This window comes from Streptococcus sp. DAT741 (assembly GCF_009866825.1).
Classification (GTDB): Bacteria; Bacillota; Bacilli; order Lactobacillales; family Streptococcaceae; genus Streptococcus; species Streptococcus ruminantium.
Window position 1 is genome coordinate 1963452 of sequence record NZ_CP019557.1, and the last position, 14579, is coordinate 1978030.

The following is a 14579-nucleotide window of genomic DNA, read 5'->3' on the forward strand; positions in this document are numbered from 1 at the left end:
AAATTACCCCTAACTCAATTAATATCTATATAGTAGAATGTTTGCCAATTTAAAATAATCCGCTCACCTCCTTTAATTATAGATTGATATTTTAAAAAATCTATATTTATTACTATAACGTAAAAAATAACTCTTCTCTAAATTTTTTGCTTTTGAAATCGCTATATTTATAATATTCTGCATATTCATCATAAGATAAATCCTCTTGTGCGAATATCTCATTGGAAGTCCTCAAGAAATACTTTTTCATCTGAAATATCGTTTAGAGTAACCTCTGCTTGAAAAATTTCTCTTTCAAGTTCTTTTATCTGCTTTTGTATTGATAGGATTAGGTTATTTTTTTATGTTAAGTACCTTCTTAATGAATTAGCAATATCCATCTGGGCTCCTAAGTTATAATTTTTATTTTATTTTAACATAATAACACTCAATTGGCAATGCAAAACGCAATGCATATTTAGCGTACAAAATGCTATATCCTAAAAACAAAAAGAGGAGAAAAGATATGGCATTTCAACTAAAATCAAATCGTAAAGAAACGGAAAATAAAACTATTCGATTTCCAGTACCACTTATTGAAGAAATAGAAAAAGCAATTCAAAACAAGGATGTAACTTTTTCGAGTTTCGTGATTCAAGCATGTGAGTATGCGTTGAGGGACATGGAAGATAAAAAATAACAACAAAAACCAATAAAGGTTGACTTTTTTGGAAAAAATCTTAAACTAAGACTACAAACTTTAAAGGAGTATTTAATGAACAATTTGCCATAACCAATCTATAAATTTGCTCAAATATTTTCAACAAGTCACAACAGGGGAGGTTGAGAAAATATTTTCTGATAATGAGTTCGAAATAAAAATAGTCGTCATATTTTAATTTGGGATTTTATTTATCGTGATATTGCAAATACTGCAAAATCAAATAAATTAACATCACCTGCTATGGATATGGGGGATCTTTGGACTCTGAGAGGAGTAATTATTGAGGGAAGCCTATATATTTTTATGATGAAGCAACGATTCGAAGATGTCATTAATAAATACGAAAAGCATCACCATCTTACTTGTATAGCACATTCGAAAAATTCTCATTTAAATGAGAAAGAAGAGGATAAACTATCAATTGAATTATTTAACGACCTAGATGATGAGTTGAGCAATTCATAATCTGAAAGCCCTATTCCCAGCATACTATCCAACTGTCTAGACATTTCATCATGTGTTTTAGTCAATATATTTTCTTCATTGAAAAAAGTAATTAGTACAGTTAATTCATTGAACTACCTTTCTTTCATACTTTCTTAAAGGGAACAAATAATAAAGTATTTATTCCTTCTAAAAAAGAGGTTGGGACAATAGTCCAATTTCATATATAAAAAGCGAACAAAACCAGTTTTCTGACAATCAGAATCTTGGTTTGTTCGCTTTTTTTGTTCAATTATAGATCTAAAGGACTTGATAATTGAGATTTTCAAAATTGAAAATCTTTTTGTCCCAAGCTCTTGTAGTATTAGCCTAATCATTCATGATTAAGATTTTTTTATTTACGATGGTACACCATCGCTGTGATTATCGAAACAAGGACACCAAATCCAAGCATAGTTACTAAAAAGCTACCTACTTCTCCCGTAGATGGGAGCGATGCTTTTCTAGATTTGTCATTTGTGGTCGTTTCTGGTTGACTAGGTTTTTCACTTGTTGTGGTGGTGGTAGTTGGCTCCTCAATTGTGGTAGTGGTTGTTGACTCCTCGGTTGTGGTGGTCGTCGTTGACTCCTCGGTTGTGGTGGTCGTCGTTGACTCCTCGGTTGTAGTAGTGGTCGTTGACTCCTCGGTTGTAGTAGTGGTCGTTGACTCCTCGGTTGTGGTGGTCGTCGTTGACTCCTCGGTTGTAGTAGCGGTCGTTGGCTCCTCGGTTGTAGTAGTGGTCGTTGGCTCCTCGGTTGTGGTGGTCGTCGTTGGCTCCTCGGTTGCGGTGGTAGTTGTTGGCTCAACATACTCATTATTGAACTCAATATCGTTAGGATATTCAACTGCAGCAACAAGAGTACCCTGTTTATCATCGCTCACACGAACAGTTACATGAACTCTGAGATCATCATATTTCAAGCCATCAATCATTTGACCTGCATTAACCTCTTCAATCGTGTATTTATAGATACCAGCCGCAGAGTAGTCAATTGCCTTGAAAACGACAGAACCATCAACTGCATTCTTTACTCTTTGAAGCTCAGTTCCATTTTCATCTCTTAAGATAAATTCAAACTCTTGATTCATGAGAGTACGGCCTTTCAAAGCCTTCTTAACCGCAATCGTTGCTCTAGCTGGTGTAGTCTTATTTAAAGTATTCTTGATGGTAAAGTGACTGTCTGCACTCTTTATATACTCAACAGTATAGATTTTTCCTTCCAATACTACTTTACCATTATTCTCGCCTACTTCTTTAACTGTATAGCTATAATCTTTACCCTTATTGTCTGTTTTATCTAAGGCTTTCCAAGTATATGAACTACTATTTGGTGTTATTGAAATTGGCTGTCCTTCTACCACATTATTTTTATACAATTGTAGCAATATTGTCGGTTTCTTATCATCTAAACCAATCCATTCTTTATTGACTTTAATATCTATTTTTTTCTTTGTATTTTCTATCTGGAAAGTTTTTCCTTCTGTATCACTTTCCTTAACTTCAAATTCATGGGTGATTGCCTTAGATGGTTCAAAGTCTATCCATGCCGGAGCAGAAATTTCTTTCAGTCTATATTTTCCATCTACCAAACCCTTTTGACTGGCAATACCTGATTCATTAGTCTTTATTTTGTACTGCACGTTTGTATTGTTTACTGATTCAATCAGAAACTCTACTCCTGCGATTCCAGTCTCCGTCCCTGCAATCTTCTTAAAGATCCTTACCTCACCTTTTACGGTTCCTTTTGCCCAACCTCCAACACGAATGATTTCAACAGAGGCACTCTTATCGCTCTCCTGTATCTGCCAATCTAGATTGGAAAGGTGAACAGTTGATGTGTTCGTCACTCGTGTAATTGCTGGGTTATTCATGGTTTCTGCTGTCAGCCTAGCCTTCAAACGAACGGAGATACTTCTGCCGTTCAGAGGCTTTACCCATGTACCGTGCTCAAGAACCCACTGATTGGATAGTTTAACATTTAATTTTCGCTTGTTGGAAGTATCAAACGAAATCGTAACTCCCCTTTTTCCAGCCTCTTCTAGACTAATCCAGTTACCAGAACCAAATTCAACTGCATAAGAAGCCTTATTATTATAATCAATGTCCCACTCCATTGTCTCTGGAAGTTCATCGTTAATCTCAAAAGTGGCATTTAAGTCTTCCACAGATTTTCTTGCAGTGTTAACATTAAAGATCCAATCTACACTATCATCCTTATCATCCCAAACTCCAGATTTGTAATACACATTATCCGTCGTTTCTGAGCCTTTCTCGTATTTAAGTGTAATGCTCTTACTAATGCTTCCTGAACTTATATTGATTGTTCCTTGACCTGATTGACTATAATCTCTGTCGTAAAATGCTGAGGCACTAAAATAGAAAGCCCCCGTAACGTCATCAAGAGTTGCTGCATACTTATTAAAAGTTAATACCGCTTCATTGTTATTAAATTTAACACTTCCAAGAGTCTGACTCTTTTCATTTTTCAACTCAATTTCAGTTGACGGAAATGTTACTTTCACATCTTGAAGGTCAAATCTTATTTTTTCAACTTGCCCTTCTTTAACTTTCGTACCTGGACCTCCAAAATCTACATCCACACGGAAATGATCACCATGCCTCATCTCTTGTTTATCAACTTTAATGTCTTTAATCAAGCTCCCCTGCGCTTGGCTCACACTTGCTCCCATAAATGCACCAGCTAAGGTTGACACTACCATTAAGATGCTTAACATCATCGCACCTACTTTTTTCCGCATCATTACCAATCCCTCTCTATTTTGTCTTTTTCTACCACCCACTCCTCTTTTTTCACGATGAAAAGAAGAGTATACAAAAAAATATTTGCATCGATCTGTTACAAATACTATGAAAATACTGGGTGATAGAACATCAACATAACTTATGACAGTGTAACATAGCTGAAAATAAAAGTCTATTATTTTGATTGAAAAAAAAAGACTACTAAGGTGTAGTCTCACGTTCAATCAAGGTCGCTTGGCAATAATGTCCCTGCTTGGTTAGGGGCTTTCCCTCCAATATAGTCATCAACTGTTTGACACTTAAAGCCCCCATTTGTCGAATAGGCTGCTTCATGGTCGTCAGAGAGGGCCTGGACATCCGATCCAGGAAAAAACCATCAAAACCAATCACACCAACATCCTGTGGGATGGATTTCCCCAAAGCTAGTAAACCTCTTGTAATCCCTAGGGCCAAACGATCCGAAGCGCAAATAAAACAGGTATTTTCTAATAATAGGTCACTGTTTTTTACAAACTCTTCTGCTAACCGAGAACTATTTTCTAACCGATAAAGGTGAGTCTCACGTCCCTGCATAGCAGCTTTATAGCCCCCTTCTCTGCTCTTTTCAAAGGCTTCTGGCAAATCAATCCCAACAAATATAATCTGTTCGTATCCTTTGGATAGGGCAAACTGGGTAGCTGATCGGGTCGCCAAGTGATTATCCGAGTCAACAAAGGGAAGCCCCTCTTGATTTTCTCCAAACAAAACCAAGGGTTTTCTCAACCTCTTCAACCAAGTATAGTCCGCTTTCCTAGCTCCTGTTACGATATAGCCATCACACTGATCAGTGATTAGATCAGAATCCGTCACCAGTTGCAGAGTATAATGCCGATGATTTAGTTCATCAGCGATACCGGCTAAAAGGTCGATATAGTAAGGTTCCACCACATCCATCTTCTCCAGAATAATCACCTGAACAATCAAGGTTCGTTGTTGAGCTAAAGCCTTGGCAGCCACATTTGGCGTATAATCTAACTCTTTCATCGCTGCCATTACCAGCGTACGCAATTCTTTCGTGACCTGTTCTGGATGGTTGATGACACGCGAAACGGTCATTTTTGATACATTGGCTAACCTAGCCACGTCGGCTAATGTTGTCATAGAACTTCTCCCTATCCTTCCCTTATCTGATACGATTCGACAAATCAAATGCCTTTAATAGTGCAAACGTTTTCTTGGTAGTATTATATACTATTTATCTTAGAAAAGAAAGCCTTTCTACTTATTATCGTTTTTTATAGCCTTTCAATTTACTCTTGGCATTCGTTCCATAGGCTTGAAAATAGCGTAAACATAGTTCGTACCAACACAGTCTGGTTGGGAGAACTATTCAAACACTCATCCCCATACATAACCTTGTTCGCTAACTTGACCACCTACTCAAATGACTAGGAAAAACACTCCAAAGCTAGACTAGAGATTTTCTATCTAGCGTTTAGAGTGCTGCATAATTTTAAATGAAACTATTGTACGTCTTCCTTTCGAATACGAGCCAAGAATCGCTTAGTCCGTTCTTCTTTTGGATAATCAAACAAATTTTCTGGCTGCCCTTCCTCAATAATCTGACCACCATCCATAAAAATTACTCGATCAGCTACCGCACGCGCAAACCCCATCTCATGAGTAACAACAACCATTGTCATGCCTTCTCTAGCAAGCTGAATCATGACCGCTAAGACCTCTCCAATCAATTCTGGATCCAACGCTGAAGTCGGCTCATCAAAATAAATCACTTCTGGACTGGTTGCAATGGCTCTGGCAATCCCAACTCGTTGTTGTTGACCACCTGAAAGTTGACTAGGGAAAAAATTATACTTGTCTGATAGCCCAACCTTATCCAAGGCTGCCTTACCAATTTTTTCTGCCTCTGGCTTGGCTATGTTTCGTGCCACAATCAACCCCTCTGTTACATTCTCTAGGGCAGTCTTATTGGCAAAGAGATTATAATTTTGAAAGACAAAGACTGTCCGCTTGCGAATAGCCGCAATGTCTTTACTGGAAATCTTGGACAAATCATACTGACTATCACCAAAGACCAAGTGACCTGCGTCAGCTTTTTCCAAAAAATTTAACGAACGAAGGAGGGTGGTTTTACCTGAACCAGAGGGCCCCAAAATCACCACTACTTCTCCGGGATTAACCTGAACATCAATCCCCTTCAAAACTTGCTGATTACCGAAAGCCAACTCTAGGCCATTAACTTGAATCATCTGAACCTCCTAATAAACTGCCAATTTCTTCTCGCCATAGGCTTGAAGTTTTGTCAAAATGGTCGAAAAGAATAAATATATCACAGCGACTTCACAATAAAGAATAAAAGGCTCGTAGGTCCGAGCCGCAATTTGCTGGGTTACCATAAACATCTCCAAAACAGTAATATTGGCTGCTAGTGACGTATCCTTAACGAGACCGATGAGGGTATTAGACAAAGGAGGAAAAGCTACACGAAAGGCTTGCGGTAGGATGATTCGGCGCATGGTCTGAGCAAAGCTCATCCCCACAGAATAACCTGCTTCCAACTGTCCTTTGGGAACAGACTCGATAGAAGCCCGAATGGTCTCAGCAGCATAGGCTCCAGTATTAACTGAGAAAACCAAGACCGCTGATGGAAAAGCTGCTAAGACAATCCCCAGACTTGGCAGACCATAGAAAATCACGTACAGTTGCACCAAGAGGGGAGTTCCACGAATAAGCCAAATGTAAAACCGTGCGAGTTGCCTGAGTACAGGGATATGAGCGACTTGTACCAGAGCTGTCCCAATAGCCAGTAATAGCCCAAAAGCAAAAGACAAGATTGTCAATGGAATCGTCACCAACAATCCTGGAACAAGTATTTGCGAAAATGAATCAATCAGTAGTTGCCATACTCTATCTGTCATATTTTCTCCTGCTTACTTGGCTTTTGACACGTCTTCACCGAAGTATTTATTTGAGATCTCAGCCAGTTTTCCTTCACTTGCTAACTCAGACAAAGCCTTGTCTATCGCCTCTACCAGATCTGTATTACCTTTTGCAACTGGAAAAGCAGTTGTGGATACATCATCTGTTAAGGTCACAACTTTGATCGGTGCGTTGGCGTGTTGCTTGATATAGTCTAGGTACACCAAATTATCATTGATTGTCGCATCCACACGCCCTGTATGCAACAACTCAACCGCTTGGGAAAAACCGTCAACACCGACAACCTCTGCGCCATTTTTGCGAGCTAAATCTGCCCAGTTACTTGTCAGACTGTTAGCAGATTTTTTACCTGATAAATCTGCAAAACTTGTGATGTTTGAGCTATCTTTTTTCGTAACTAGAACGCCATAAATATAGGTATACGGTGCAGAAAAATCAAATTTTTCCCTGCGCTCATCTGTCACCCCAACCTGATTTGCAATCGTATCAAAGCGCTTGGCATCCAAGCCAGCAATCATAGAGTCCCATTTTGTCTCGATAAATTCGACCTTGACACCTAATTTAGCCGCAAGAGCTTCTGCTACTTCTACATCATAACCAACCAACTTACCATCCTCATCATGATAGGAATAAGGAGCATAGGTGCCTTCTGTACCAATCTTGATGACCCCCTCTTTTTTAATTTGGGTTAGAAGAGATTGATTTTCGCCAGCTTCCGATGTAGAGGATGACTTGCATGCAACCAAGACAATTCCTGTCAACAATAAACTAATTAAAAGAACAATTTTTTTCACGATAACTACACTTCTTTCTTTTTCATATTTTACAATAGTATCACGAAAGACTTTTTCCAGCTAATATATATTTTCTATCAGTGAGATTAAAATTTTAAATAGTGGCTTTACTAGACATAAGAAAAAAGAGACCGAAAAAATATTCCGCCTCATTAACATAACAACAAAAATACCTACTCAGTGGACAAGGCTGAAACAAGCAAAATGACCGACCATCTATTTCCTACTCTCCATAGTCCTCTCTCAGACAATAGCTTCTTTGCTAGACAGCTGGCAGATAAGGCAAGACTACACCCCCGCAGGCGGATAAATGTAGCTCACTGTTCCTTCGCTGGTTGCTGTCGGATCAAAGAAGCCACGAACATTGCTAGGATGATAAGCACCACTGTAATTTGATTCCTTTACCTGAATCCGACCATCCTTTGCCACGTCCGTCACATAGGCAACATGGCCATAGCCACCGTCCGTCCAAACAGCAATGGCTCCAGCCTTAGGTTTACTTCCAACTTCGTAGCCTAAAGACTTTGCAGTGGCAGCCCAATCGCCACCATTTCCCCAGTAGTTACCAACCCAAGGAGCCATTTGTTTGGCTCCCCAAGTACACTGACCAGCTGGATAGGTGTTAACAGTATATTCCACAGCAACTTCTGAAATCATATTCGTTGCTAATGCGACTTTAGCCGCTTTCTCGATAGCAACTTTAGTAGCTTTCAGACTCTTCGTCAGTGCCAGATTGTCATTCATTCTGGTGCTGGCGCTAACAGTTGGTACACTTGTCCACAAAAGACTTCCCATAAGAACTATAAACAGCTCTAACTTCATATACTTTCGAATAATGTTATAACTCAAAATACTCAATTTTCCTTCATATTTGTTCGGACTCATCTATCCTAATGGATAATCCTTGCAGCAGGCTTAAAAATATATAACAAATGTTACAAGCAAATTGCAATCTCTTAACAATGACATATTTTAAAATAGCATGATGACAAAAAAACGACCTCCTCATGGAAGTCGTTTAATATGGCAGCTAGTTACCTCTGCTTCTGAGCACACTGATTAGTATCAAAACCAAGCCAGCAATGATATTCAAATACTTATTTCCATAGAGCGGACTAACTGCAATAAGGAAAAATCCTAGCGCTAGTAAGAAGGGAGATTTATTCTTAGAAAACATTAGTCCTCACCAGCTTTAACCCTATTGGCAGCTATGACAAACGGAGTCCAAATCAAGAAGGCGATAAGGAGATTGAAAAGGGACACCAACGCTGCCATGACATTTCCACCTGTAGCAAGGTAAGCATAAAGCCCTGGAGGCGTAATCCACGGTACAGGCGCAAAGACCGGCGGAATCAAGCCAGCTGCTGTCGCCAAATAGGCAATGGCAGCACAGATTGGAGGTACAATCAACCATGGGATGACAAAGAGTGGATTCAACACCATCGGAACACCAAAGATGATTGGCTCGTTGATATTAAACACTCCCATCGGAGCAGATAATTTAGCCACCATCTTATGCTCTTCTCGTTTAGAAAAGATGAAAATAGCAATGATCAAGGCAAGGGTCACACCTGAGCCCCCCATTTGAGCGTAAGCATCAAAAGAACCACGAGTCCAAAGCCAAGGCAAGTTTGCAGCGCTTTGGGTTGCTGTGTAGGCAGCAGCATTTTCATTCAAAGCTACACCATAAATACCATCCATGATCGGTGCCAAAACATTGTGTCCATGCAACCCAAAGAACCAGAACAGTTGCACAAGGAAGGTTAGGAGAACTACTGACCCAAGTCCCTGCGACAATCCCAGTAAAGGCAACTGAATGTAGGTTGATACTAAGTCTCCCAAAGACTGACCAGTCAAAGCAAAAGCAAGGTAGGCAATGATAGAAGAGGCATAAACTGCAGCCGTACCTGGAATAATGGCCGCAAAAGCCTTGTTGACCGCCGGTGGAACAGAGTCTGGTAGTTTGATAGCAACGTTACGTTTCACTAAACTTGCATAAACCCATGTAGCAAGAAAACCAATCAGCAGAGCTGTGAAGAGTCCTGTTGCTCCACCATATTTCAGGGCAATAGCTCCCCACTCACTTGTTTCTAAAGCAGCAGCTCCATTAGTCGTAACAATCTTCAAACCCAAACCTTCTAAAGCTGAAAGCAACGATTTATCTGCTCCATTCAAGGCAGTAGAAATTGTTATGCTTTGGGGAATTGTTGAAATAAAGGAAGCAAAAGAAATCAAGCCCCCGGCTAAAGGATTGACCTTGTACATGAGAGACAAGTTGTAGCCGAAAGTGAAGGCAAAAACAAGAGCCATAATCCCAATGGTACCAAAGTATACATAACCATTGATGTTGATAATAGGTTGCATGGCTTCCACAAAACTAGTCCAACCCATATTAGTTGGAATATCTCGTAGAAAGACATTCAAGAGAACGGCTACTGTACCAGCCATTGTAATTGGCATCATAGAAATAAAGGAATCACGAATCGCTATCAAGTGGCGTTGCGAGCCAATTTTCCCAGATATTTCCATGAATTTCTCAGAAATATTTGACATAATCTGTCTCCTTTTTATTTTTTTGTCACATATGACCTAACTATTAAGCTGAAGTTCCTCTAAAGAATAGCGAATCATCGCTTCTAGCTGAGCTTCTGTCCGGCGTTTCAAGCTCTTTGAAAAGAGTTTTTTCATCAAAAAATAATTTCCCTTTGCAAAAATATCACCAGCTTCCATCTCATAGGAATACTCTATCTCCGTTTGATTGTTTCCCAAATCACGTAGTGAGTAGCGAATATGCTCCTTACCTCGGTTGGAATGAAAACAAACCGCATAGCAACTAGGAACAGCAAATTCTTCCACAATCACTTTGACACTATGCTGACCCTTTTCGCCAAAAGTTTTCGTATAAGTCAAACCTTCTCTGATATCCTGATCAAGAAGGGGAACCCCCGTATGCTGCTGATAATCTTCTTTCAAAGAACGCCGAATCGTATCAAAGAGGTGTTCCACGGGAACCTGTCCTACCCTTGTCAACTTCATACACATATTCCTCCCACCATCAGCTTATTTTCCTATAGACCTCAACAAACTCTCTTGCCAAATCAATGAAAGTTAAAGCGTTCATCAGATGGTCTTGCCCGTGTACCATTAACAAAGATAGTTCCACAGATTCTCCACTTGCTTCTTTTGCTAATAGATTGGTTTGTGATTTATGGGCAACATTCAAAGAGGCAGTCGCTTCTTGAAGCAACTGTTCAGCAGCTTCAAAATCGCCTTGTTTAGCCGCTCGAATTGCCTGAGTAGCATAGCCCTTGGCTTCACCTCCGTACATAATCAGCCCCATGATGGCTTCTAAATACTCTGGAGAACTCATACTACTCCTCCATCAATGTCAACGCTGCTTCTAGGACCTTGGCTCCGTTCATCACTCCGTAATCCATCATATTGATGGCATCTACTTTGATTGCCGGTTCAAATTTGGCCTTGTAATCATTCAGTAAGAATTTCACCTGTGGTCCCAAAAGAAGCACATCGATTTCTTTTTGCCCCACCTCATTATCTGCCTCAGATACAGGAACAGCCCAAATAGTTGCTTCTACCCCTGTTTCTTCCGCTGCTTTTTGCATTTTTGTTACCAACATACTGGTAGACATACCTGCGTTACAAACTAACATAATGTGTTTCATAAAAACTCCTTCTATCCCTGCTTCTGAATCAAGGGAATGAAAATATCTATCAATTCACTGTAGCTTGGGTTCTTCATCAGCCGCTCCTGCAAAGCTCCATTTTTTACAAATTCGACCAGACAAGGGGAAACATACTTCAAGTGAATATTGCGCCCCTTAGATGGAGACAATAGAAAGACTAACTGTACTTGTTTTCCCTGTCCCCACTCAACCGACCTTTGGCAAATCCCAACAACAATCTGCTCTGAGAAGCTCATCGGTAAGGCCGGATGTGGAAAAGCTAAGCTGTCCCCAAACACAACCGAGCTATAAGATTCTCGGACATGGACCTGTTCCAAAAACTGATCAACAAAATCAGAATCAACAGCCTCATTCAGGCACATTGTCAATTGGAATAGCACCGATTCGCGACTCGTTTCTTCTTGTATATAGAGAACTCGCTGAGGGGAGAAAACTGACTCTGCTATCTGTCTTGCCTGTTCTTCCCCCATAAGTACCGACTCCCCTTGCTCCGACTTGACCGGTGTCACTTGTTGTAGATAGGAACGTACAGCTTCCATATCCTTTTCTGATAGAAAGACACTCACATTGATAACGGGTGTCAAAAAAATCAAGTTGGAGAGACTAATAGAGGAGATAATTAAATCAATATCCCTCAGTCGCTCTTCTGTTATCTCATGATAACTGACACTATCTACAACCTCTAAGCTGGTGGAGAACTCCTTCTCCAAACGATTCTTTAACATTAAAGCGCTTCCAACTCCCGTTGCACAGACTACCAAAACCCTCGTCTTTTTAAATCCCTGATAGCGCTCAATCGCAGCCATAACATGAAGAGTCAAATAAGCCCATTCATCATCAGAAATCTGATAACCCATTAGTTCCGGCATCGTTGCAAAGGCACTCTTTGTTAGTTCAAACGCCTCAAAATATTGTTGCTGAATATCTGACGTTAAAGGATTCCCCAATTGGATTTTATTCTCCAAACGAGTCTGTAAAGGAATTAGGTGAGCCAAAATCCCCCTTAGTAACTGTTGATCCTTAAATAGTTCTAACCCTGTTAATTGAGAGAGGGTGCGCAAACAACTTTCCACATGATGTTGAAAACGCCCCTCAACTTCCATGACTTGAGTGGGACTTCCCGTCAATTTCACCTTAAGATGCAAGGCGATATAATTGGTCTCCTCAGTTGGGATTGTGACTTGAAACTGCTTCTCTATCCGCTGGATAATCCTTCCCGCCACTTGGTATTCCTTAGAGGACTGAATGTCATTTGATATTGGAAACTGATCTAAACTGGATCCAATCTTCATCCGCTTCAAAAGAAGCGCTATATGGAGGACAAGATTTTGCATGACAAAATCAGACAGACGGAGCTTAGCATCGCGGCATTCATCCAAAACAATCAACATCAAATCTGTAAACCAAATATCCGGCAAAAGATTGGTCTCAACCATACCATATACTGACTGAGCCTTCCCCTCGCCAAAAAAATAATCCATGATAAAATGACGAATGGCTGGCTCCTTGCCTTCCAACTTGATTCCCCTACGTGTAATAAGAAGCTCCAACTGGTAGGAAGCAAATAACTTACGGATGTCCGATAAGATGGAATGCAGGGTGGTCTTTCCAATAAACAATTCCTTCTGCAAGCAGTCTAAAGATTGAATGGGTTCCTCAAACAGTAATTTATTCAAAATATAGCGCTGACGATCCACAGCTTCTTCCAGTTGCGTCAGATCCGTAATCCGTTTCTTTAATTGGAGCTGCTCCTGCCAGAACATTTCAAATTCAACTGGACGATCAATCTGTAAACAATAGCCCTTGCTCTGTTTGGAAAGGATATGCGCACCGTTTGCCTCTAAAGAAGACGAAAGTTGATGAACATACTTCCGCACAGTACGATCACTCACTGCTAGCAACTTGGCCAATTCCAAACTGGAAACAAAAGTATCTTGCTTTGCTAACAAACACTCTAGCAGACGAACTTCTTTTTTAGATAGCATGACCCTTCCTTTCCTTCATTATATTAGCCACATATTCTATCTCTATTATAACACGCTGACTGTTTTCAAGTGTCCTGTCTTTTTCCGTATGATTAGTGAAAGTGTTCGGATGAGTTGATAATCAGTTGAAATTCTCTCCAAGGCTTGATGAGAGATAACAAGGGGAGATAAGAAGGACAAATCCGCCCAACTCGATTGACCTTGGAACTGACCGTAAATTCTTTCAGAGCAATCTGCAATTCCCCCTTATACCGACCGTAAAGATCATTGTCAATCAAAATATCTCCACGCTGCACGGTCATCATCTGATCTGATCGAGCTGGTATTGAAACATCCTGATACACGACACGCGGCATCGTTGATCGAAGAACATAGGCTGATACATCTCCACGATAGACATGAGGAAACGTTACAATCTCCTGCTCGACAGACGTTAGCCCATCTTCTACTTCCACCATCAGACGAATCTGTTCTCCTTTCAAGACCTCTTGGATGGATTGAAGCTCCTCTTCTGATACAAATTGGTTGGAGATCAAAATACAATCGATCAAGCCAGTCGCTTTCAACCAAGCGATTTGAAGGGGAATAGGTAGGTAACGATGGTCTTCCAGAGTCGGTAATCCTTCTGACAAGGGCCACGGTCCCTCGGTTGCTGATTGTGCACTGACAAAAGCAGCAGTCTGAATCCCAGAACGATGATAAAACGAAGACATCTCCAAAAAATACTCTTCAGAAAGCCCTGTATAAGCATGTGGATAAAAATTATGACAGGCGATTACATTATCCAAATTAGCAGAACTAACCAAAAGTTTGGTCAACAGTGTCTTATCCGTACTCAAATTCAGTTCAATCTTTATACCATAAGGATTGTTGGTTAGCTCAATAATTTCATCCAAAGGAAGGGCTTCATCCAGACGAATTCCTGCTAAGCCAAATTCGGCAACATGTTCCATGAGTGAATCTTGCCAACCTTGTGCCTGTATAAAACGTGGACACACATCAGCCACCACAGTTATTCCTAGTTGATTGGCATAGGAAATCAATTCCCTATATAGATCAAATACCTCTGGTTTACTGGTTTCTAGCTGCAACAAACTCAGAAACATCCGCCGCGCTCCATAACGATGCAGCAAATGAATATACTCTTGACTATCCTGTAAAGAATAATGCTCTGGATAGATAGAAAATCCTAATTGTACCATGAT

The 14579-nt window shown here is 40.2% G+C and carries 14 protein-coding genes; 2 read left to right on the forward strand and 12 right to left on the reverse strand.

What is annotated here, in order from left to right; all coding sequences use genetic code 11:
- Nucleotides 1-505: 505 nt before the first annotated feature.
- Nucleotides 506-679 (forward strand): YlcI/YnfO family protein, encoded by a 174-nt coding sequence (locus tag BZG42_RS09320; protein ID WP_018376428.1) that lies wholly within the window; start codon nt 506-508, stop codon nt 677-679.
- 222 nt (nt 680-901) lie between these two features.
- The gene (locus tag BZG42_RS10165; RefSeq protein ID WP_236563903.1) at nt 902-1168 is read left to right on the forward strand and encodes a hypothetical protein; all 267 of its coding nucleotides are present in this window, start codon (nt 902-904) and stop codon (nt 1166-1168) included.
- Between the two features lie 373 nt (nt 1169-1541).
- Here BZG42_RS10165 and BZG42_RS09325 read toward each other — a convergent pair whose 3' ends face one another.
- From BZG42_RS09325 to BZG42_RS09380, 12 genes are all read right to left on the reverse strand, one after another.
- Entirely contained in the window at nt 1542-3950 is a 2409-nt protein-coding gene (locus BZG42_RS09325; protein ID WP_159780128.1) for a Spy0128 family protein, read from the reverse strand.
- 202 nt (nt 3951-4152) lie between these two features.
- A complete protein-coding gene (locus tag BZG42_RS09330) occupies nt 4153-5091 on the reverse strand; it encodes a LacI family DNA-binding transcriptional regulator (RefSeq protein ID WP_024532661.1) in 939 nt (312 codons plus the stop codon).
- 362 nt (nt 5092-5453) lie between these two features.
- Nucleotides 5454-6200 (reverse strand): amino acid ABC transporter ATP-binding protein, encoded by a 747-nt coding sequence (locus tag BZG42_RS09335; RefSeq protein WP_155996185.1) that lies wholly within the window; start codon nt 6198-6200, stop codon nt 5454-5456.
- Nucleotides 6201-6209: 9 nt separating this feature from the next.
- Complete coding sequence (locus BZG42_RS09340) at nt 6210-6869, reverse strand: amino acid ABC transporter permease (RefSeq protein WP_024532423.1); 660 nt, start codon at nt 6867-6869, stop codon at nt 6210-6212.
- A 12-nt stretch (nt 6870-6881) separates the two neighbouring features.
- Nucleotides 6882-7685: an amino acid ABC transporter substrate-binding protein gene (locus tag BZG42_RS09345; RefSeq protein WP_024532424.1), complete on the reverse strand. Its 804-nt coding sequence runs from the start codon at nt 7683-7685 to the stop codon at nt 6882-6884.
- A 288-nt stretch (nt 7686-7973) separates the two neighbouring features.
- Nucleotides 7974-8534, reverse strand: coding sequence for a CHAP domain-containing protein (locus tag BZG42_RS09350; protein ID WP_178084910.1), 561 nt, complete (start codon nt 8532-8534; stop codon nt 7974-7976).
- 327 nt (nt 8535-8861) lie between these two features.
- Nucleotides 8862-10238 (reverse strand): PTS sugar transporter subunit IIC, encoded by a 1377-nt coding sequence (locus BZG42_RS09355; RefSeq protein WP_024532426.1) that lies wholly within the window; start codon nt 10236-10238, stop codon nt 8862-8864.
- A 36-nt stretch (nt 10239-10274) separates the two neighbouring features.
- Nucleotides 10275-10721: a DUF3284 domain-containing protein gene (locus BZG42_RS09360; protein ID WP_120172366.1), complete on the reverse strand. Its 447-nt coding sequence runs from the start codon at nt 10719-10721 to the stop codon at nt 10275-10277.
- Nucleotides 10722-10740: 19 nt separating this feature from the next.
- Nucleotides 10741-11055 (reverse strand): PTS lactose/cellobiose transporter subunit IIA, encoded by a 315-nt coding sequence (locus tag BZG42_RS09365; RefSeq protein ID WP_155996188.1) that lies wholly within the window; start codon nt 11053-11055, stop codon nt 10741-10743.
- A gap of 1 nt (nt 11056) precedes the next feature.
- Complete coding sequence (locus BZG42_RS09370; protein ID WP_024532429.1) at nt 11057-11368, reverse strand: PTS sugar transporter subunit IIB; 312 nt, start codon at nt 11366-11368, stop codon at nt 11057-11059.
- Nucleotides 11369-11379: 11 nt separating this feature from the next.
- Entirely contained in the window at nt 11380-13374 is a 1995-nt protein-coding gene (locus tag BZG42_RS09375) for a BglG family transcription antiterminator (RefSeq protein WP_155996192.1), read from the reverse strand.
- 92 nt (nt 13375-13466) lie between these two features.
- Entirely contained in the window at nt 13467-14576 is a 1110-nt protein-coding gene (locus tag BZG42_RS09380) for a DUF871 domain-containing protein (RefSeq protein ID WP_165437140.1), read from the reverse strand.
- Between the last annotated feature and the right edge of the window lie 3 nt (nt 14577-14579).